General features: G+C 67.8%; 8 protein-coding genes. 2 read left to right on the top strand and 6 right to left on the bottom strand.

Going from position 1 to position 22,542, the window contains the following annotated elements:
* Nucleotides 1-4 precede the first annotated feature (4 nt).
* The gene (locus G6N37_RS11025; protein ID WP_163679846.1) at nucleotides 5-835 is read left to right on the top strand and encodes a DegV family protein; all 831 of its coding nucleotides are present in this window, start codon (nucleotides 5-7) and stop codon (nucleotides 833-835) included.
* Here G6N37_RS11025 and G6N37_RS11020 read toward each other — a convergent pair.
* The 6 genes from G6N37_RS11020 to G6N37_RS10995 all read right to left on the bottom strand — a co-directional run bounded on the left by G6N37_RS11020 (nucleotide 832) and on the right by G6N37_RS10995 (nucleotide 11,181).
* Complete coding sequence (locus tag G6N37_RS11020) at nucleotides 832-3,741, bottom strand: MMPL/RND family transporter (protein ID WP_163679843.1); 2,910 nt, start codon at nucleotides 3,739-3,741, stop codon at nucleotides 832-834. The genes G6N37_RS11025 and G6N37_RS11020 overlap by 4 nt on opposite strands.
* On the bottom strand, nucleotides 3,738-4,205 hold the full coding sequence (locus G6N37_RS11015) for an MmpS family transport accessory protein (RefSeq protein ID WP_232075418.1): 468 nt from the start codon (nucleotides 4,203-4,205) through the stop codon (nucleotides 3,738-3,740). The genes G6N37_RS11020 and G6N37_RS11015 overlap by 4 nt, the downstream gene beginning before the upstream one ends.
* 170 nt (nucleotides 4,206-4,375) lie before the next feature.
* Nucleotides 4,376-5,434, bottom strand: coding sequence for an NAD(P)H-dependent amine dehydrogenase family protein (locus G6N37_RS11010; protein WP_163679840.1), 1,059 nt, complete (start codon nucleotides 5,432-5,434; stop codon nucleotides 4,376-4,378).
* A 78-nt stretch (nucleotides 5,435-5,512) separates the two neighbouring features.
* Complete coding sequence (gene pe, locus G6N37_RS11005; RefSeq protein WP_163679837.1) at nucleotides 5,513-6,613, bottom strand: acyltransferase PE; 1,101 nt, start codon at nucleotides 6,611-6,613, stop codon at nucleotides 5,513-5,515.
* A 79-nt stretch (nucleotides 6,614-6,692) separates the two neighbouring features.
* On the bottom strand, nucleotides 6,693-9,692 hold the full coding sequence (locus G6N37_RS11000) for an MMPL/RND family transporter (RefSeq protein ID WP_264065877.1): 3,000 nt from the start codon (nucleotides 9,690-9,692) through the stop codon (nucleotides 6,693-6,695).
* Nucleotides 9,693-9,759: 67 nt separating this feature from the next.
* The gene (locus G6N37_RS10995) at nucleotides 9,760-11,181 is read right to left on the bottom strand and encodes a condensation domain-containing protein (RefSeq protein ID WP_163679833.1); all 1,422 of its coding nucleotides are present in this window, start codon (nucleotides 11,179-11,181) and stop codon (nucleotides 9,760-9,762) included.
* A gap of 328 nt (nucleotides 11,182-11,509) precedes the next feature.
* On the opposite strand from G6N37_RS10995, the gene G6N37_RS10990 reads away from it, so the two are divergent.
* Nucleotides 11,510-22,528: a type I polyketide synthase gene (locus G6N37_RS10990; protein ID WP_163679830.1), complete on the top strand. Its 11,019-nt coding sequence runs from the start codon at nucleotides 11,510-11,512 to the stop codon at nucleotides 22,526-22,528.
* The last annotated feature ends 14 nt before the right edge of the window (nucleotides 22,529-22,542 follow it).

Here is a 22,542-nt window from a genome sequence, read left to right as displayed (position 1 = left end):
CGTCATGCCTGTCGTGGTGGTGACCGACGCGTCGGCGCGCTTGCCGGCCGAGCTGTTGGACAGGTGGGCGATACGCGTTGTGCCGCTGCACATTCTGCTCGACGGCGTGGATCTGCGCGATGGCGTGGACGAGATCCCCGACGACGTCTACAAGCGCCACGCCACCACCGCGGCGGCCACGCCCGCCGAATTGGCCGACGCCTACCAGCAGGCGCTGGCCGACAGCGAAGGGGACGGCGTGGTGGCCGTGCACCTTTCGTCCGCGCTGTCGGGAACCTGCGGCGCCGCCGAACGGACCGCCGCGGACCTCGACCAGCACGTGCGCGTCGTCGACTCGAGGTCGACGGCGATGGGCACGGGCTTCGTCGCGTTGGCCGCCGCGCGGGCCGCGGCCGCCGGAGCGGACCTCGACACCGTGGCCGACGCCGCGAAGCTGGCTGTGCGGCACAGCCATGCGTTCATGGTGGTGCACCGGCTGGACAACCTGCGCCGCAGTGGGCGGATCGGCGGGGCCAAGGCCTGGCTGGGCACCGCGCTGGCGCTCAAGCCGCTGCTTCGCATCGACGACGGCAAACTCGTTCTGGCGCAACGCGTCCGCACCGTCACCCACGCGACGGAGGCGATGATCGACCGGGTCTGTCAGGTGGCGGGCGACAGCCCCGCCGCCCTGGCCGTCCATCACGTCGCCAACCCGGACGGTGCCAAGGAGGTGGCGGCGACGCTGGCCCGGCGGTTACCGGCGTGTGAGCCGGCGATCATCACCCCGTTGGGGCCCGTGCTGGCGTTGCACGTCGGCGCCGGGGCCGTCGCGGTCTGCGTGCAGCTGCCGACCTAAGCCGGCACCGCGCGCCGGGCGTTGTCGCCGCGCGGATGCACCACCTGCGGCCACCAGAACCACCGCCCCAGCAGCGTTGCGATCGACGGCATCAGCAGGGTCCGCACGATCAGGGTGTCGAGCAGCAGACCGATGCAGACCGTCGACCCGAACTGGCCGAGCACGCGCAAGTCGCTGCCGAGCATCGAAGCCATGGTGAAGGCGAACACCAGGCCCGCCGCCGTCACCACCCCGCCGGTGCCGGCCATCGACCGGATGATCCCCGTCTTGAGCCCGGCATGGATCTCTTCTTTGAATCGGGACACCAGCAGCAGGTTGTAGTCGGACCCGACGGCCAACAGGATGATGACCGACAGCGCCATGACGATCCAGTGGATCCTGATGCCGAACAGATCCTGCCAAATGAGCACGGAGAGCCCGAACGACGCCGCGATCGAGCTGGCCGCGGTGCCGACGATCACCAGCGCGGCCACCACACTCCTGGTGAGCAGCAGCATGATCATGAAGATCAGCGTGAGGGCCGACACCACGGCGATCATCAGGTCGTACTTCTCGCCGTCGGCCATGTCCCGGAAGGTGGGGGCCGTTCCGCCGAGATAGACCCTGGCGTCGGACAGGGAGGACTGCTTGAGTCCCTCCTGCGCGGCGGTGCGCTCGGCGTCGACTCGCGAAATGCCTTCGGGCGTCATCGGATCGCTTTGGTGGGTGATGAAGAATCGCGCCGACTTCCCGTCCGGCGACAAGAACATGCGCAGGCCCGTCTGGAAATCGGGGTTGTCGAAGGCCTCCGGTGGCAGGTAGAAGAAGTCATCGTTCTTCGACGCGTCGAAGCTTTGGCCCATCACGATCGCGGTGTTGCTCATCGCCTCCATCTGATTGATCATCGCCTTGAACGTCTGATACAGGGTGAGCGTGATGCCCCGCGTCGTCTTCAGCGTGGCGATCAGCGTGGGAAACAGCTCCGTCAGGTCGCGCGAGGCTTTGGCGGTGTGCTGGATGTCGGTTGTGAGGTAGTGGAACTGCTCGGCGAGCTGGTCGAACCCGTCGAACGTGTCGAACAGGGACCGCAACCCGATGCACACCGGGATGTCGTAACAGTGCCTCTCCCAATAGAAGTACGAGCGCACCGGCCGGAAGGTGTCGTCGAAATCCGCGATGTGGTCACGCAGGGTGTCGGTGATCTGCGACGTGACCGCCGTGGTCTTTGCGCTGTCGTCCGCGGCCTGGGCCAGGTCCAGCGACACCTCGTACTGGCGCTGCGTGGTGTCGATCTGGGTCTGCAGGTCGTCGGCCATCCTGAGGATGTCGGCGATGCGCTCCTTGAGGAAGCCCATGTTCTGCATCGTCGTCTGACTCTGGATGCTGTTCTGGAACGGTATCGAGCTGTGCTGAATCGGAATGCCCAGCGGCCGGGTGATGTCCTGAACCATCGCGATGCCCAGCGTGCGCATCTCGTTCTTGGCCACCCGGTCCAACACCAGCATGTCGGCCGGGTTTCGCATGTCGTGGTCGGACTCGACCATCAGCATGTCGGGGTTCATCCGGGCCTGCGAAAAATGGCGGTCCGCGGCCGCTTGCCCGAGGTTGGACGGCGCGGACGTCGGTAGGTAGTAGCGGTCGTTATAACTCGTCTTGTAGCTCGGCAGGGCGATCATGCCGACCAGGACGACCGCGGCGCTGACGGCCAACACCGGTGCCGGCCAGCGCACGACCGCGGTGCCGACCCGCCGCCACAGCCGCCCGCCCTTGGCCGCGCGTTTGGACTCGAAGAAGTGAAAGCGACTGCCCACGAAGACAACTGCCGGGCCAAGCGTGAGTCCGGCGAGCACCACCACCAGCATGCCGATCGCGACGGGTGCGCCCATGGTGTTGAACCAGGGCAGCCGCGTGAAGCTCAGGCAGTAGGTGGCACCGGCGATGGTCAGGCCCGACCCCAGCACAACCGGGGCCACCCCTTTGAAGGTGGTGTAGTACGCGGTTTCCCGGTCCTCGCCCGCGCGCAGTGCCTCTTGGTAGCGGCCGACGAGAAAGATGCCGTAGTCGGTTCCGGCCGCAATCGCCAGCATCGTGAGGATGTTGGCGGCGAAGGTGGTGAGCCCGAACGCGTTGTGGTACGCCAGAACCGCGACGACGCCCCGCGAACAGGCCAGTGCGACAAAGGTCATGAACAACTGGACCAGGGTCGTGACGATGGACCGGTAGACCAGCAGCAGCATGATCGCGATGGCGCCCAGGGTGAACAGCGTGATCTTGGCCAGGCTGGCGTTACCGATGATGTGCATGTCGTCGGACAGCGCCGCCGGACCGGTGACGTAGGCCTTCACGCCCGGCGGCGCCTTGTTCTCCTCGATCACCTTGCGCACCGCGTCCACGGATTCGTTGGCCAGCGTGGTGCCCTGATTGCCGGCCAGGTTGATCATCACGTAGGCGCCCTTGGAGTCGGCGCTCTGCGCGCCCGCGGCGGTGAGCCGGTCACCCCAGAAGTCCTGGATGTGCTGGATGTGCTGGGGATCCTTGCGGAGGTCCCGGATCAGCTTGTCGTAGTACTGGTGTGCGTCCTGGCCAAGCGGCTGCTGACCCTCCAGGACGATCATGACCGTGCTGTTGGAGTCGAATTCGCGGAAGTTGTGGCCCAGGCGCATCATCGCCTTCATCGACGGCGCGTCGAGCGGCGTCATCGGCGCCGAGTGCGCCTCGCCGACCTTTTCCAGCGTGGGGACGATGACGTTCACCAGAATGGTGACGAACACCCAGCCCACGATGATCGGCACCGCGAAGATGCGGATCGTGTGGGGAAGGTAGGGGCGGTGACCGCGCTCGGCCTTGGCTTGGGCCGGTGTCCTGATCGGGCCGGTGTCCGCGGTGTCCGCGGTGTCCACCTGGCCGCGGTTGTTCGCGTCGCTCATGCGGACTTCACCAGGCAGAAGGTCTGGGCATTGTGGCCGCTGGAATTCTGCTGTTCGCGGACGACGCCGTCCACGGTGATCTTGCAGCTGATCTCACTGCTGTCGCTCTGCGCCATGATGTTGGCGCTCACCGACGGCAGGGTCGTCGAGATCGTGGCCGACCACGGCAGCGGCGCCGCGTTGACCTGATGGGTGTTGGCGTTCTCGTCCCAGTAGTTGATGTTGGCCGTCGCGCCGGGCGGCCCGGTGACGTCGTAGACCACGACCTTCGGGTTGAACTGCACGATTTCGATCCCCTTGCCCGCGTTCGCGTTGAGATCCTCCGAGCCGAATATCTTGTGGAGCCGGGACACGATCAACGCCGAAACGGCCAGGACCACCACCAAAACCAGCGGTATCCACGCCCGTTTGAGGATGCCGGCTACGGCGCCGGTACGTGGACCCGAGTCTGGACCTGCCACCACCTGACCGCCTTCCGCTAACCGCCACCCCGGCGCTGCCGCAAAGCTCGCTACCTCGCCGACGACACCCCTGTCGCTCGACGCTTTGCTCAGCTAAGCACTCTAAACCTTAGTGCACGCAAGCGTTCCTCCGGGGGCCTCCGATGTGGCGAACCGCATATGCTGCTGGGTGCCTATCGGGCCACCCGGCCGGTGACCGGTGGCAAATCGGCGAGCGTCACGATCCCGGGCTCGGCGGCGACGACGGCCGGGACAGCGTTCGTAACCGGCATCGCCGTGTAGATCATCCCGAGTCCCATGAACCCGGGCTCCGTCCAATCCTTCGGCGGCAGGCAATGCAGGACGGTGCGCATGTTGGGCAACCCGAACACCTGGATGACGTGGCCGTGCTCCAGCGGTTTGGGCGGCACCACGTGGTCGCCCATGGTCCAGTTGAAGCCCACGCTGACCACGTTGCGCTCACCCGCCCAGCCGCGGTGGTAGCCGTAGACGCCGCCCACCGTCCCCGCGGGGATCCGCATGAAGCCCAGATCGGAGTCGCCGGTGGCCGCGGTGAAGGTCACGTCGAAGGTCATCCGGTCCAGCTTCGCCCCGATCGCGTCGGCCATCATGGCGGCGGATTCGGCGAAGACCTCGCTTTCGCGCCGCACGGTTTCGGCGAGCCCCGGCGTCTCGGGATCCTGCGAGAAGCCCATCGCCGTTTGGGTTTCCGCCGATTCGTAGGTCGAGCAGTCAACCGACTCGGTGATGCGGATCTCGTCGACGCGTTCGCAGGCGCCGCTGAGCACCATGCCGACCATGTTGGTCATGCCCGGATGCGCCCCGCTGCCGAAGATCGTCGAACCGCCTCGTTTGCAGGCATCGACGATGCGTTCGCGGTCCTCGGGTGTCTGCTTGCCGCCCGTGATCCAGGCCGCGCTGGAGCACACGTTGACGCCGGCCTCCAGCAGCCGCACCAGCTCATCGACGTTGGGCCACAACGGGTTATAGCAACACGCGTCCGCGCCGAGGGCGATCAGCGCGTCGACGTCGTTCGTCGCCTGCACCCCGGTCGGTTCGGGCCAGCCGGCCAGTTCGGCGGCGTCGACCCCGACCTTGTCCGCGCCGTGTGCGTACACCCCCACCAGCTCCATGTCCGCCCTGCCGATGATCGCGTGCAGCGAACGTCGCCCGATGTTCCCGGTCGTCCACTGAATCACCCGCAGCGGAAGGTCTGTCGGGGGCTTGCTCATCGCGTCTCCTTTGACGTGGCCGAATGTGAGCCATTATCGCCGACGGCCGCCCTGGGCTTGGTGGAACCGGCTAACCGGTCAGCGGTTGCCCTGATTGAACGCGGCCATGGAGCTGGACAACAGCTGCGAAAAAGGATCGGCGCCACCGCCGAAGGTGGCCTGACTGGCCGGTGCGATCACGGCCGCGGGGTCGAAGCCACGCACCGGATCCACTTGAACTGGAGCCGTCAACGGGTCGTCGTTGCGCGAATATCCCGCATTCACCATGGGTGTCAGCTCGGCGTCGAGGCGATTCAACACGTCTTCCGGTACCCCGAGGTAGCCCAGCGGCAGTACCAGCGGCAGGTGTTTCTCGGGAATCAGATAGGTCGTGGTCGTCGCGCCCCTGGAGTTGACGGTCGTTCTGACGTTCTGCGGCGGCACCATGCTCGGGTCGGTGAACGCGACCGCCGTATGGCCCGTCGCCTCGCCCACCAGCGTGTTGGCGAGCGCCAACAGGTTGTCCGGCCGGTCGGGAAAGTCGGCGATCATGTCGTACGCGGCGACGAACGCCTTGGTGTCGTATTGGCTTTCCACCGGAGGCGGTATGCGGTAGTCGAGTGCGGGAACGACCGCGCCGACCGGAAACACGGAGGTCAGGAAGCTCTCGCCGAAAGCGTGACGCCCCACCGGATTTCCAAACGTGCTGAACACCAATTGATTTGGCGGGGGAGCGGTCGGATCGTTGGCCAGCCGAGCCTGCTCGGCGTCGAGCACCAGCGAGCCCTCGGATAGGCCGATCGCGGCTCCGGGGCCACCTCGGCGGATCGCCGCGTCCAGGTTGTCCGCGCCGACGGCGACCGACTCGCCGACGCTGGGCCCATCCACGCCCAGGCCCGGGAAGGCTTCATCCAGTCGGCCAATGCCCGGAAAGAGCCGTTCGAGCACGTGACCTTGAACCTGCCCGGCGGGGTAGTTGACGATTTCCCGTTTCAGCCCCGGGAACCATCCGGCACCCAGGCGCCGGCCGTACTCGTCGTAGGGAATGCCCGGGACGTGAGCGCCCCCAAGGGCGTATGCCGTTCCGTCGGCGGACGTCCCGTCGCCCGGTGCGTCGTCGGCCGTCGCGATCCCAAAGCCGAAACATCCTGTGGCGCTGAGGGTTACCAGAGCCGTAACCCCTGCGAGTAGTTTCTGCATCGCCACTTCCCGCCTGCTCGACTCCGTTAGTGTCGCATACCGCGCGCGGACCTCGCCAACCCCGGGCCGGCCGGGCTCCCTACTCCGCATGCCCGACCGCTGAGGGTGGGTGCGACCGCCGCGATCCCGGTCGCGACGGCCACCAGCTCGCCCGCCCGACCAGCGTAGCCAGGGCGGGCACGGTTACGGTGCGAACCAGGAAGGTGTCGAGCAAGATTCCGATGCCGATCACCACACCGCCCTGGACGACGGTGCTGATGCTGGAAAACACGAGCCCCCACATCGAGGCGGCGAAGATCAGACCGGCCGCGGTGATCACCCCGCCGGTCGAACCCAGGGTGCGGATGATGCCGTAACGCATGCTGTGCGGGGATTCGTCACGCATTCGCGAGATGAGCAGCATGTTGTAGTCGGCCCCGACGGCGACCAACACCACGAAGGCCAACGGGGGCACGCTCCAATGTAATTGCTGGCCGAGGACCAATTGAAAGATCAGGACGCCGATGCCGACCGCCGACAGGTACGAGATGACGACGGAAGCCACCAGATACAGCGGTGCGACCACGGCGCGCAGGAGCGCGATCAACGTCAGCAGCACCACGGTGATGGTCACGGCGATGATGAATCTGATGTCGTGCTCGTAAAAGTCGCGGGTGTCACGCAGGGTGACGGGATAGCCCACCATCGATACGGTGGCGTCCGCCAGCGCGGTGTTCGGTTGGGCGTCGCGGGCGGTGTGGGTGATCGCATTGACCTGATCCATCGCCTCGGCACTGAACGGGTTGAGTTTGGTTTGAACCAGGTACCGCACCGAGTGCCCGTCCGGCGAGACGAACGCCTTCGCCGCCTTCTTGAACTCCTCCATGTGCAATAGCTGCGCCGGAACGTTGAACCCCGCCATCGACGGGTCGGCCGCGTCGCGTTTGAGCGTCAGGAGAAACGCCGATGCCTCACCGAGGCCGGCGCCCATCTGTTTGATCTGGTCGACGAGCTGGTCCACGCCGTCGGCGACTTGCCGGCTGCCACCCGCGAACCGGTCGGCGCCTTGCTGGAGATGGTTCAGATCGGCTTGCAGGCCACCCGGCTGGTCCAGCCCCATGGCGTGCAGCGCCTTGACGAAGCTGGCGAGCGCGGCACGCAGATGATCGACCGACGCGTTGAGGGTCTGCCTGTCCTGGAATGCCTGCAGTTGTCCGGCCAGCTCGTTGATCTGGTCGAGGCTTCCGTCGCCGCGCGCGTTGACCACGCGCTCGAACTGGACCCGGGTGGCGCTGCAGGAGGGGTCGGCATCGCAAACCTGGTTGCCCTCGAGTGCCACCAGCACCGGGGCCACCCAGGCGAATATGTCCTTGACGGTCGCGAAGTTCACGCCGATGGTATGGCCGAGCGAATTGATGCTGTTGACCAGCTTGGCCGCCGTGACGACTTCCCTGACCAGTTTGTCGCCGCCGTACTGGCTTCTCATCGCAGTGAACGCCTCGGTCAGGCCCTGCATCCCGGCGACCAGCTGGTTGACCTGGCCGCGCACGTCGCCGAGGTTGTCGGCCAGCGTGTTCGCCCCGGCGACCAGCCGGTTCAGCTCGTCGGTGTGGTCGTTGATCAGGGTGGAACCGGCGCCCAGGCGAGCGCCGATCGCGCCGGCCTGATACGTCGCCCTGAACTGTTCCGGCACGGCTCCCGCGGGCCGGGTGACGCCACTGACCGCGGCGATGTTCGGCAGTTGGCCGACCCGGGCGGCCATCTGCTCCAGATCCGCGAGGGCACGCGGTGTGCGTAGGTCGTGCGGGGACTGGACCAGGATGTACTCGGGAATGGACTGGTTGACCGGGAAATGGCGATCCAGCGCGGCGTACCCGACCGAACTCGGGGCCGACGCCCGCAGGGCTTTGCGGTCGTCGTAGTTGTAGCGCACCAGGCCCGCGCAGCCGGCGAGGATGATCAACACCAGCACGCTGGCGACCAGATGGGTCCTCGGCCGGCGCACGATGCGGATCCCCGACCGTCGCCAGAACCTGGCGGTCAGTTCGCGCGACGGTTTGACCCATCCGCGCGGGCCGGCCACCACGAGGATGGCGGGAAGCAAGGTCATCGCCGCGAGGAACGCGACGCCAATCCCGATGGCCGAGGACACTCCCACCGTGGAAAACACGCCCATCCGGGCGAAGCTCATGCCGAGGAAGGTGATTCCCACCGTCGCCGCGGATGCGGCGATCACCTTTCCGATCGAGATCAACGCCCGCTGTACCGCTTCTTGGTGGTCCGCGCCGAGCCGCAGATAGTCGTGATAGCGGCTGATCAGGAAGACCGCGTAATCGGTTCCCGCGCCGGCGATCATCGCGCTCAGGAAGATGATGGACTGGTTCGACACCCCCAAGCCGCTGACCTGGGAGATTCCAGCGACGACGGCCTGGGCGATCACCAACGACGCCCCGATCGCGATCAGGGGGAGCAGCATGGTGAGCGGGTTGCGGTAAATGACCAGCAGGACGATGAGTACCAGGCCCGCGATCGCAAGTTCGATCGGAAGGCGGTCCCGCTCGCCCGCGACGGTGAGGTCGCCGACGGTGGCCGCGGGGCCGGTGAGGTTCGCCGTCAGCGGGCTCCCCGCGACGCTGTGTTTGACGACGTCGGCGACGCGGGTGTACGCGGCGTAAGACTTGGGCGTGCCCAGTTCGCCGGCAATGCCGACGGGCAGGACCCACGATTTGTGGTCTTTGCTGGTCAGGGCCGGGCGCAGGGACGGCGTGCTCACGAAATCCTGCAGCATCAGCACGTCTCGCGTGTCCTCGCGCAGCGCGGTCACCAGCTTGCGGTAGGCGGCCTCGTCGGCGGGCCCGAGCCCCCTCTCGTCGGTGAGGACCACCAAGAGGAGATCATCGGCGCCCGATTCGTGAAACGCTTCGGTCATCTTGCGGGCGGCGACACTCGACGGCGCCGCCGCGGGCAGCATCGCGAGCGGATGCCGCTGTGCCATCTCGTTCAGGGTCGGGAAGGTCAGCGGAAGTGCGACCGCAATGACCACCCACAGCCCGATCACCGCCCCGGGCCACCGCGCGACGAAATCGGCTAGCCGTCGCACATCGACCACCCGGCCGGCCGGAGATGGCTCATCCGGAAAAAAGCACCAGCCATCGTCCTACTCCTCGCTACGCAACGCGCCCCCAGTGCCCGCTGTCGGCGACCCGCGTGCACACGGACTTCATCGCTGCGACATACCGGGAAACCGATTTCCGGGCAACCGCGTTGTCGGGAAACATTATCGCCATCGCGGTGCCCTCTTCGTATCGGAAGATATAGATCGTCAGTTGATACGAATATCTTCCGTCGGAATAGATTCCGATCTGGTTCGCATAACCCATCTCGGCCGCCGCGAGCACGGCGTTCATCGGAGCGGCGTCCGCATGAAAGAAATTCGATACCGGGAAGTTCGGGCGGGGCCTGCTGAGCCAGGGCGCCAATTCCAGCACGCGGTAATACGGCACCTTCGCCATGTCCAGGCTCGAATCGAAAGAAGTCTGCGCCGCCCAGGCGGCGTCACTGAAGGACACGGCGGCTATCGGGACGGTGATCGGAACCAGGCCGGTGAACCAGCCCTGAGTCATGAAATTGTCCGAACTTCTGCGGGTATCCCTGGGGGTGAGTCCGTAATACGTGGCGGCACCCGTGAATTCATGTTCCACCTGGGCGAGGCAGGCGAACAGGCCGCCGACGAAGCGGGCACCGGCCGCCGAGCAGGCCGATTCGAATCTCGCGGTTTGCGCCGCGTCCATCACGGTGTCCGTGATCATGTCACTCTTGGTCGGCTCCAGCGGATTACCCAATGGCAGCGGGAACTCCGGCAGGCTTCCATTGTTGTTCTCCGCGAAGTCGATCCACGCGCGTACCTGCGGCGAATCCAGCGTCAAATCCGATGTGTAGCGGAGTTCTTCGACACAGAAATCGTCAAAGCTGCCGGCGGCGGGCAGCGCAAGGGGTCCGGCGCCGTTCGTCAAAGCTGAATACATCGCATGGGACTCCGCCATCGTGATGCCGATCAGCGCGGCGTCCCCGTGGACGTGATCAATGCTCGAGTAGAAGGTGAAGTGATCCTCGTTTTGAACGATCCCGAAACTGAAGCACTCCCAGTTGAACGGATCGGGTGTCGCGACCACATGGGCGTGCAGGTCTTCGATCGTCAATTCGCCATGGTGGGTCGGCGCGAATTCGATATCCTCCGGATCGTCGATGGTATGCCGGACGATGTCTCCGGTGTCGGTGCACTCGAACCAACTGCGGTACGTGTCATGGCGACGCAAATACGCGTTGAGCGCGTCGTTCATGGCGGAGATGTCGCACCGGCCGGGAACTTCGCAGGTGGCGATGATTTGCCGCGAATAGTCGAGCCCCGAGGCCGTTTGGCGGTGGTAACCCCGAAGATGTTGCCCCTGCATGTAGCTGACCGGCACCGGACTGACCGGCGCTTGCCGGGCCTTTTGCCGAGCCGCGGGCGTCGGGTGCCAGGAGACCACCGCGCCCGGGCTCACCGTCCACTCACCGATCGAGCCGATTGTTATTTTCCCGATGCGCAAAAATCTTCTCCTTGGTTCCACGGGCTGCAGTTCCTGGCCCCGCCGGTGGCGAGATCAACATAACTTCTTCGGCGGCCGCAGGACCCGACATGCCGGGGCCTGAGTGTGTAGCCACGCGTATGGGGGCCGGTTAGGGTATGGACGGTCCGGCGCGAGACGCAGTCCGGCATCCGGCGACACTACTCGCCGCTGGGGGATCATTCTGCTGCGCATCGGGTCGGCATGTGGTGCAGTGAGCGGGTCAAACGCGTGGTCCGTAAAGAGCACGGACCTGTCGAGGAAGGCTGGCCCCGGGGGGTCCACCTTCGCTGTCTGAGAGGACTGATGCATGGCAACCGTCGAAGCTCGGATGGAGCGAGCGTCGGGTTTCGCGATAGTCGGCTACGCAGTGCGCGTTCCTGGCGCCGCCGACGCCTCCGAATTCTGGGACGTGTTGCGGCAAGGGCGGGATGCGGTATCGGAGGTGCCGGCGGACCGGTGGAATGTCGAGGAATTCTTCGACCCGGATCCTGATGCGCCCGGGAAGATCGTCAGCCGCAGGGCCGGATTCGTCGACGACGTAGTGGGCTTCGACGCGCCGTTCTTCGGGGTGTCGGCGCGTGAGGTCATGTTGATGGACCCACAGCATCGGCTGCTGCTGGAGACGGCATGGCAGGCGGTGGAGCACTCGGGTACGGCCCCAACGGCTTTGGCGAACACCAACACCGGGGTGTTCATCGGTCTGTCCACTCACGACTACCTCGGGATGGTCTCGGACGAACTCCTGTACGACGAGATCGACGCATACATGGCCATCGGGACGGCGGCCGCCGCGGGGGCGGGCCGCATCAGTTACCGGCTGGGGCTGCAGGGGCCGGCGGTCACCGTCGACACCGCATGCAGCTCGTCGTTGGTGGCCGTGCACCAGGCCTGCCAAGCGCTGCGGTTGGGAGAATGCGACCTCGCGCTGGCCGGCGGCGCGAACGTCCTGCTCAGCCCGGCGAGCATGATCACCTTCTCGCGGGCGCACATGCTCGCGCCGGACGGCCGCTGCAAGACGTTCGACGCGTCCGCGGACGGCTACGTGCGCGGCGAGGGTTGCGGTGTCATCGTCGTCAAGCGGCTCGAGGATGCGATCCGCGACGGTGACCGGATCCGGGCCGTGATCCGGGGCAGTGCGGTCAACCAGGACGGCGCGTCGGGCGGTTTGACGGTGCCGAACGGCGTCGCCCAGCAGCGCGTGGTCACCGAAGCGCTGCAGCGCGCCGGTGTCGCGGCCCGCGACGTCGGCTACCTGGAGGCGCACGGGACCGGGACGTCGCTCGGTGATCCGATCGAAGTCCAGGCCGCGGCCGCGGTCCTCGGCGAGGGGCGCGAGGCGGACCGGCCGCTGTTGATCGGGTCGGTGAAGACGAATATCGGGCACCTGGAAGCAGCCGCGGGAATCGCCGGGATCATCAAGGTCGTCCTGTCCCTCGAGCACCAGCTGCTGCCCAAACACCTCAACTTTGACAACCCGTCGCCCTACATCCCGTGGGACCGGCTCGCGGTGCGGGTCGTGGACGAGGCCACCGAATGGGAACGCAACGGTCGCCCCCGCGTCGCGGGTGTCAGTTCGTTCGGGTTCTCCGGAACCAACGCGCACGTCATCCTCGAGGAAGCGCCCGAGGAAATCGGCCGGCATGCCGCGGCGCCGGATCCCGTCCACCAGCCCGAGGACCGACGCTTCAACGTGCTGCCGCTGTCGGCGCGCACCCCGGCGGCCCTGGTTCAGCTCGCCGATCGCTACCGCAACTGGTTGAGCGCGCATCCGGAGGCCGGCCTCTCGGAGGTGTGCTACACGGCCGGGGTCGGGCGCGCCCACTTCGAGCACCGGGCCGCGTTGGTGGTGAACTCGACGGAATCCGCGATCGAGTTGCTCGGCGCGCTCGCCGACGACCGTCCCGCGCCGGGCTTGCTGCGCGGCGAGTGCGACGACCGGCCCAAGACGGCGTGGGTGTTCCCCGGTCAGGGCAGCCAATTCGCCGGCATGGCCCGGGAGTTGTTCGACACCGAGCCGGTGTTCGCCGAGACCATGACCCGGTGCGCGGCCGTGGTCGACGGCGTGCTGGAAAAGCCGATGCTGGATGTCATTTTCGATGCCGAGGGCCCGGACATCCTGCGGCAGACCAGCTACGCGCAGCCCGCCTTGTTCGCCGTCGAGATGGGCTTGGCCAGGCTCTGGCAGTCCTGGGGTCTCGAACCCGACGTGGTGCTGGGTCACAGCGTCGGCCAGTACGCGGCCGCCTGCGTAGCCGGCGTGTTCAGCCTCGAGGACGGCGCTCTGCTGCTCGCCGAACGCGGCCGCCTTTTCGGCAATCTGCCTGCGGGCGGCCGGATGGTGGCGATCTTCGCCCCCGCGGAGCGCGTCGAGGGCTTCACCGACGAGTTCCCGCGGCTGTCGGTGGCCGCCTACAACGGTGCCAACACCGTGCTGTCGGGGCCGGCAGAGGATCTGGACCGGGTGGTGGCCGCTCTGACGGCCGACGGCGTTCGCTGCGACTGGCTGGACACCAGCCACGCATTCCACTCGGCGCTGTTGGATCCCGCCCTCGATGAATTCGAGGCGTACGCGAGCGGGTTCAATTTCAGCTCGCCGCAACGGACGCTGGTGTGCAACCGCACCGGCGCCGCACTCGGCAGGACCGCAACGCTGGATGGCCCCTACTGGCGCCGCCACGCGCGTCAGCCGATCGAGTTCGCCAAGAGCGTGGCGACCCTGGCCCAGCTCAACTGCGCGGTGCTGCTCGAGGTGGGCCCGCAGCCCGTGCTCACCGCCGCCGCTCTGCGGGCGTGGCCCGATCCGGCCACCGCGCCACGGGCGATCGCGTCGCTGCGTCGCAACGGCGCCGACCACCGCCAGATCACCGAAGCCCTCGCCGAGGCTTACGTCGGCGGCCACCTGCCTGCGTTCGGCGCTCTGCGGGGAAGACCGACGCGCAAGCTCGACCTGCCCACCTATCCCTTTCAGCACCGCCAGTACTGGTTCCGCGACAGGGACGCCCGGCCCAGCCAGGCCGGCCGCGAAACCGATGCCGCGCGCACCGAAGCGGTCCGGCTTCTCGAAGACGGGCGGATCGAGGAACTCGCCGCGCTGCTCGACGGACCCAACGCCAACCGGCAGACCACCGAGGTACTGAGCAGGCTTGCCGCACAACACAATCAACAACGGGGCACCCAGTCCATCGCGGACGCCCGCTACGAGATCCGCTGGGAGAAGTCGCCGGCCGCACGCGCGGACGCCGGCGCGGGCTCCGACTGGCTGCTGATCACCGATGACGCCGCGGCCGTCGCGCCGTTGGTCGACGCGCTGACCGCCCAGGGCCAGCCGTTTCGGATCGTCGGACTGCCTGCATCCGACGCGGACGAGCAACGGCTCGAAGAGGCGCTGCGCGCCGCCGCGGCGGACGAATCGACGCTACGCATCCTGCATTGCGCGGCCGTCGAACGGGACACCGTGCCATCGATGCGCTCGCTGCTGCGGATGCAGCACCGCGTTCTGAGCGGAACACGCCGGCTCTTCCGCGCCGCGGCCGCCGCCGAGCTCCGCGCCCCGATCTGGCTGATAACCCGTGCTGCGCAACGCGTCACCGACGCCGACCGGGTATCGCCCGCGCAAACCTGTCTGTGGGGGTTCGGGCGCGCCGCCTCCCTGGAACACCCACAGTTGTGGGGCGGGCTGGCAGACCTGGCCGAAGGCGGTGCCGACGAGTGGACCCGGTTGATCGGCCACGTGGTGACGGGACCGCGGGGCGAAGACCAAATCGCGCTACGGGACGACGGTGTCTATGTTCCCCGGCTGACCCGATGCCCGGGGCGGCCGACCGCGATCCCGCTCGAATTACGTTCTGATGCAACCTATCTGGTGACCGGTGGGCTGGGCGGTGTCGGATTGGAGATCGCCGGGTATCTGGCCGACCACGGCGCGTGCCAGCTGGTGCTCACCGGCCGGCGATCGCCCACCGATGCGGCGCAGCGGCGCATCGACGACATCGGCGAAAGGTCGGGCTGCGACATCCGGGTCCTCGCAGCCGATGTCGCCGATCCGCACGACGTCGCCCGCCTGCTGGCCACCGTTCAGTCCGAACTGCCACCGCTGGCCGGCATCGTCCACGCCGCGGGTGAGATGGGCACCACGCCGCTGCGCGGCTTGGACGATGCCGAAGTGGATCGAGTGTTCGCCGGAAAGGTTTGGGGAGCTTGGCATTTGAGCGAAGCCGCCGCGGAGCTGCCGCTGGACTTCTTCCTCAGCACCTCCTCGATCGCCTCGGTGTGGGGCAGCTTCGGCCAGACGGCCTACGGCGCGGCCAACGCCTTCCTCGACGGATTGTCCTTCCGGCTGCGTGAGCAGGGTGTGCCGGCGATCAGCGTCAACTTCGGCCCATGGGCGGCGGGCATGGCCGACGAAGAGGCCCGCGCGCGTTTGGAGCAGCGCGGCGTCCGCACGCTGCCGCCCGCGGACGCGCTGGCGGGAATGGCCGACCTGATCGCGGCTTCCGCGGCCCAAGGCGTGGTGGCCCGGATCGACTGGGCCCGCTTTCTGCCGCTCTATCAGCAGGCGGGCCGGCGGTCATTCCTGGACGAGCTGGGCCGGGAGCTGCCCGAATCGGTGCCGGTACAGGCACCCTCGGGGAACACCCGACTGGTCGAACAGCTCACCCACGCTCCGGTGCAGCAGCGCAGGAAGCTCCTCGTGGAATACCTGCGGGACGTCGTCGCCGAGGTGACACGCATCGACGCGGCGGAGATCCGCGAGGAGGCCGGATTCTTCGACCTCGGCATGGATTCGCTGATGGCCGTCGAATTGCGGCGCCGCGTCGAGCACGCCGTGGGCAGGGAACTGCCGGCGACCCTGGCCATGGACTATCCGCGCGTGGCCGACGTGGCCCTTTACCTGCTCAACGACGTGCTCGGGCTCGGCGCACAGTCGGTCGCCAAGGCCGGCGCCCCGCCGGCGTCGATGACGACGAGCCCGGCCGACGAGCCGATCGCAATCGTGGCGGTGGCGTGCCGTTTTCCGGGCTCGCCGGATCCCGAAGGGTATTGGGAGGTGCTGTCCGGCGGTGTCGACGCGATCCGGGAGATCCCCGACGACCGCTTCGAAATCGACGAGTACTACGACCCGGACCCGGAGACACCGGGCAAGATTTACAGCCGCAGCGGCGGGTTCCTCGACGGGATCGACGGATTCGACCCGGAATTTTTCGGTATCTCCCCGCGGGAGGCCGTGTGGATAGATCCGCAGCAACGGCTGATGCTCGAAATCGCTTGGGAGGGACTGGAACGCGCCGGGTATTCGCCCGCCGCGTTGCGCGGTAGCCGAAGCGGCATCTTTGTGGGCGTGGCCGCCAACGAGTATTCGCACCTGCTGTCGCGGGACTCGGTCGAGAGCATCGAAGCCCACTTCATCACCGGCAACGCGCTCAATGCCATCGCCGGCCGTGTCGCCTTCGCGCTCGGGCTGGAAGGGCCCGCGGTGGCGGTAGACACCGCGTGCAGCTCGTCGCTGGTCGCCGTCCATCAGGCGTGCCAGGCGTTGCACTCCGGCGACTGCGATCTGGCGCTGGCCGGCGGGGTGAACGTCCTGCTGAGCCCGGCGTCCCTCGTCGCCGCCTCCCGCGCCAGGATGCTGTCGCCCGACGGACGATGCAAGACCTTCGACGCCGCCGCCGACGGCTACGTGCGCAGCGAGGGCTGCGGAATTCTGGTGCTCAAGCGGCTCAGCGACGCGCAGCGCGGCGGCGACCGCATCTGCGCGGTCATCCGGGGCAGCGCGGTCAATCAGGACGGTGCCTCCAGCGGTTTGACGGTCCCCAACGGTGGTGCGCAGCAACGGCTTATCTCCGCGGCGCTGGCCCGCGCCGGGGTCAGCGGTGGAGATGTCGATTACCTCGAGGCGCACGGCACGGGCACCTCGCTCGGTGACCCGATCGAGGTGCAGGCCGCCGCCGCCGTCTACGGTGCCGACCGGGATCCGAACCGGCCGCTGCTGATCGGATCGGCGAAGACCAACCTCGGCCACCTCGAGTCGGCCGCGGGGGTCGCGGGTCTGATCAAGGTCGTGCTGTCGCTGCAGCACGAAGTGCTGCCGCAGAATCTGCACTTCAAGAATCCGTCCCCGCACATTCCGTGGGACTCCTTGCCGGTGCGGGTCGTCGACAGGGCGACGCCCTGGCAGGCCAACGGCCGGCCGCGCCGGGCCGGGGTGAGCTCGTTCGGGTTCACCGGCACCAACGCCCATGTGCTGATCGAGGAGGCACCGCCGCCGGTGACCGGCGGCTCGGCGGACGACCGTGCGGTGTCACCGGCGTCGGACTCCGCGGCGGAACGCGTGGGCGTGTTTGCGCTGTCGGCGCGCTCACCGCAGGCGCTGGTGGCCTTGGCGCAGCGATACGGGTCCTGGCTCGACACGCACCCCCAGGTCGACGTCGCCGATGTGTGCTTCACCGCGGGGGTCGGGCGTTCGCACTTCGAACACCGCGCCGCGCTGGTCGTGGATTCGGCGCAGGGCGCCCGCGAGATGCTGGCCGAGTTGGCCGAGAACCGGCTGCGACCGGGTGTGGTACGCGGCGAGTGCGCCGATCCGCCGAAGACGGCGTGGCTGTTCACGGGGCAGGGCAGCCAGTACCCGGGGATGGCTCGCGAGCTGTTCGAGTCCGAGCCGGTCTTCGCCGACACCGTGACGCGGTGCGCGCAAGCCGTCGACGGCATGCTGCCGCGTCCCTTGTTGGAGGTTCTCTTCGACGCCGACCGTGACGCCGCAGAAACGTTGCGGCACACCTCGTTTGCTCAGCCGGCACTCTTCGCCATCGAGATGGGCCTGGCCCGGTTGTGGCAGTCGTGGGGCATCGAGCCCGACGTGGTGCTGGGTCACAGCGTCGGCCAGTACGCGGCGGCGTGCGTGGCCGAAGTGTTCAGCCTCGAAGATGGGGCACGGTTGATGGCAGAACGCGGCCGGCTCTTCGGCAGTCTGCCCGAGGGTGGCCGGATGGTGGCGGTGTTCGCCGACCCCCAGAACGTGGAGGACGCCGCCAAGCAGTTCGCCCGGGTTTCGGTCGCCGCCTACAACGGCCGCAACACGGTGTTGTCCGGGCCGGGCGGCGATCTGGACCAGATCGTCGCGACCTTCAGCGACGACGGCATCCGCTGCACCTGGCTGGACACCAGTCACGCTTTCCACTCGGAGCTGTTGGAGCCGGTGCTCGACGAATTCGAGTCGTACGCGGCGCGGCTGCGGTTCGCCGCCCCGACCCGGCCGCTGGTCTGCAACCGCACCGGCGCGGTGCTCACGGCGGAAACCCCGCTGGACGCCCAGTATTGGCGGCGGCATTCGCGCCAGCCGGTGCAGTACACCGAAAGCGTGCGCACGGTGGCGGCGCTGGGCTGTTCGGTGTTGATGGAGATCGGTCCGCAACCGATCCTGACCGCGGCCGCGATGCAGGTCTGGCCGGAGCACGCCGTGGCGCCGCGGGCGATCGCGTCCCTGCGCAAGGGCGCCGGTGCCCGCCGCCAGATCGCCGAAGCGCTGGCGGCGGCATATGTCGCCGGGCATCGGCCGGACTTCGCCGCGCTGCACCAGTTGCCCGGGCGCAGACTCGATCTGCCCACCTATCCGTTCCAGCGCCGGCACTTCTGGCCCAAGTCGTCCGGTGTCACCGGGGTCGACGCTCAGGGCGCCGCCGTGTCCGCAATCCTGGGCAGCGCAAAGGATCTCGCCTCGGGTGATGTCGTCTACACCAGTCGGCTTTCCGTCAAGTCGCAGCCATGGCTGTCCCATCACGTCATCTACGGCACCGTTGTCGTTCCGGGAGCGACGTACGCGGCGATGGCCCTTGCCGCGGTCGGGACGCCGGCTCAGGTGCAAAACGTCTTCTTTTACGAGCCGATCATCCTGCCCGACAAGAGCGCTCGCGAGGTTCAGCTGACTTTGCATCCCTCCGAGGACCGCGACGGCTGGACCTTCCAAGTGCACAGCCGCCCCTACGGTGTCCGCGACGCGGAGTGGTCGCTGAACGCCGACGGCACCGTCATCACCGGTGGCGCCCCTGCCGAGGACGAGCCGGCGGAACCCGTCGACTCCGCGACCGAGCGGTTGAACCGCACCCGACCCCAGCAGTTGTTCGACACCTTCGCCGACATGGAGCTGGCGTGGGGCCCGACCTGGTCGACATCACTGAAATCGCTATGGGTGGGTGAAGGCGAGGCGATCGGCGACGTGGTCGTCGGTGACGAACTCGCCGAACATTTGGGCAGTGAGCCGGTCCACCCGGTGCTTCTCGACCTGTGCACCGGCGTCGCCTTCCCGGCATTTCCGGCGCTTCTCGCGGCGACCGAACAGGGAGCGGTCCCCGACCTGTTCCTGCCGCTGCGCTACGGCCGGGTGATGCTGCAGGAGCGGATGCCACGGCGGTTCTACTGCCGCGCCAAGTGGCGCGCCGGCGGTATGGAGAGCGAAACCCAGGTCTTCGATCTCGATTTCGTGGATCGCGATGGCCACCACCTGGGCGGAATTCGCGAGTTCACCGTCAAACGCGCGCCTCGGGAGGCGTTGTTGCGCGGGCTTGGCGGCGACGTCGCCCGGCTGCTGTACACCCTGGGCTGGCACGAGGTTGCCGCACCCGCGTCCAGCGGCGACACCGCGGCCGGCGAAAAGGCCCACGGCACTTGGTTGGTCGCCGGATTCGATGAGCTGGCGGCCGAGGTGCCGGGAAGCATCCGGTCCGCCGGTGCCATGGAACCGCACGGCTGGCAGCAGCAGTTCACCCAAGCGCGGGAGAGCGGCACGCCGATCACCGGCGTCGTCTGGCGCGCAACGGGCCGACCGGGCGCGGAGGAGTCGAGCGATGAATTCGCCGCCCGCCTGGAGACCGAGATCGGCAACCTGCTGGGCGCCGTGCACACCCTGCTGGCCGATGACGCGGTGAAACTGCCTGGTGGGCTGTGGATCATCACCGAGCGAGCGGTCGCGACCGAACCCGGCGAACGGGTCGACCCGGTGCAGGCCGCGCTGTGGGGGCTGGGACGCACCATCATCGCCGAGCAGCCGACGCTGCGCTGCAGGCTGACCGATCACGACGGATCCGACGAGGCCGTGCACTCGCTGGCCGGCCTCCTCACGGCGGCCGACATGACCCTTGCGGAACCGGAACTCGCACTGCGGCAAGGAAAGTTCCTGGCGTCCAGGCTGCTGCCGTGGGCGCGCAGCGGTCATCTCGCGGTGCCGCGCACGGGCGACTACGTGCTGGCTCCGACCGAACGCGGCGCGATCGACAACCTGCGTCTCGCCGAGACGGAAGTGCCGTCGCCGGACACGGGCCAGGTGCAGATTCAGGTCGAGGCGGCCGGCCTCAACTTCCGGGACGTGCTCAATGTGCTGGGGCTTTACCCGGGCGATCCGGGGCTGATCGGCGGCGACTTCTCCGGCGTCGTCACCGAAGTGGGCCCCGGTGTGGCCGGATTCGAGGTCGGCCAGCGGGTCTTCGGCTTCATGCAGGGAGCGTTCGCCAGCCGGATCAACGTGCCCGCGCAATTGCTGGCGCCGGTGCCGCACGATGTGGGCGCGGTGGCGGCGGCGACCATTCCGGCCGCCGCGCTGACCGCCCGGCTCGCGTTCGACTGGGCGCAGCTCAGGCCCGGCGACCGCGTCCTCATCCACGCCGCGAGCGGCGGCGTGGGGCTGGCCGCCATCCAGATGGCGCAGCAGCACGGTGCGACCGTCTTCGCCACCGCGAGCACCTACAAACGCGCGACCCTGCGCAAGTTGGGTGTGGAGCACGTCTATGACTCGCGCACAACGGATTTCGCCGATCAGATTCTCGCCGATACGGACGGGGCCGGGGTCGACGTGGTGCTCAACAGCCTGACCAACGAAGGCTTCGTCGAAGCGACCGTGCGGGCGACCGCCCGTAATGGCCGATTCGCCGAGATCGCCAAGCGAGACATCTGGACGCATGCGCAGATGGCGGCGGCTCGTCCCGACATCGACTACGAGGTGGTCGCGCTGGACGGGACGATTCTGCAAGACCCGGAGCGCATCCGGCGCCTGCTGGCCGAAGTGTCGGACGGGTTGGGCAGCGGCGAGTGGGCGCCGCTGCCCGCCGAGATCTACCCGCTGACCGAGGCGAAAACCGCGTTTCGTCGCATGCAGCAGGCCCGGCATATCGGCAAGATCGTGCTGCAGATGCCCAATCCGCTTCAGCCGCAGGGCGACCGGAGCTACCTGATCACCGGCGGCCTCGGCGCGCTCGGCCTGCACACGGCGTCCTACCTGGCCCAACTCGGTGCCGGTGACATCGTGCTGACCAGCCGCCGCACGCCCGACACGGACGCACAGCAGGCGATCGCGAACATCACCGAGCGCTACCGGTGTCGCGTCCACACCTTTGCGGCCGACATCGGCGACGAGTCCCAGGTCGAGGAACTGCTGGAGCGCATCCGGGCGGAGCTGCCGCCGCTGGCTGGAGTGGTGCACCTGGCGGGCGTCCTCGACGACGGGCTGCTGCCCCAGCAGAGCGTGGCGCGCTTCCGGACGCCCCTGCTCCCGAAGGCGTTGGGCGCCTGGAACCTGCATCGATTGACCAGGAAGGACGACCTCGAGTTCTTCATCGTCTACTCGTCGATCTCCAGCGTGCTCGGTTCACCCGGCCAGGCCAACTACGCGACGGCCAACGCGCTGCTCGACGGCCTCGTTGCCGAACGCCGAGCGCAAGGCCTGCCCGCGACCGGCGTCAACTTCGGTCCCTGGGCGCAGGGCGGCATGGCCGCTTCGGAGGCGGCACGCGCCAATCTCGGTGCGCAGGGCCTGGTTTCGATGGAACCCGCGGCGGCCCTGAACGCGCTGGGTGAGATCGTCGCCCACGGGACGGGGCAGGCCACCGTCATCAAGGCGAATTGGCAGCGCGCCGCGAAGATGCTGGGCGGTGCTCGCCCACCGATTCTCGACCACTTGCTGCCGAGCGCCGCGGCGACCACACCCGGCGACAGCGGGTTGCTCAAGAAGCTGCACGAGGTACCGGATGCGGAGCGGGTGAGCTTCCTGACGGAGTTCCTGCAGCAGGAGGTGCAACAGTTCCTGCGGCTCGCGCAACCGCCCGCCGCAACCAGCCGGTTCCTGGACCTGGGCACCGATTCACTGATGGCCGTCGAACTGCGCAACCGGTTGTACGGCCAGTTCGGTGGCGCGTTCACGATCAGCGCCACAGCGGTTTTCGACTATCCGACGATCGGCTCGCTCGCCGAGTACCTGGCCGGCCAGGTGCCGGAGGTGGTCGCGGCGTCGGGCGCGGCGTCAACTGGTGGCGAATCCGCCGGTGCGCCCGGGCCCGCATGAGTCCGCGCCCAGCC

The organism is Mycobacterium seoulense, assembly GCF_010731595.1.
Lineage (GTDB): Bacteria > Actinomycetota > Actinomycetes > Mycobacteriales > Mycobacteriaceae > Mycobacterium > Mycobacterium seoulense.
This window is presented reverse-complemented; position numbering and strand designations above follow the sequence as displayed.

Bases quoted from the DNA above. Each gene is read 5' to 3' on its own strand.
- G6N37_RS11025 (WP_163679846.1), top strand. From the start codon at position 5: ATGCCTGTCGTGGTGGTGACCGACGCGTCGGCGCGCTTGCCGGCCGAG.
- G6N37_RS11020 (WP_163679843.1), bottom strand. From the start codon at position 3,741: ATGAGCGACGCGAACAACCGCGGCCAGGTGGACACCGCGGACACCGCG.
- G6N37_RS11010 (WP_163679840.1), bottom strand. From the start codon at position 5,434: ATGAGCAAGCCCCCGACAGACCTTCCGCTGCGGGTGATTCAGTGGACG.
- pe (WP_163679837.1), bottom strand. From the start codon at position 6,613: ATGCAGAAACTACTCGCAGGGGTTACGGCTCTGGTAACCCTCAGCGCC.
- G6N37_RS10990 (WP_163679830.1), top strand. From the start codon at position 11,510: ATGGCAACCGTCGAAGCTCGGATGGAGCGAGCGTCGGGTTTCGCGATA.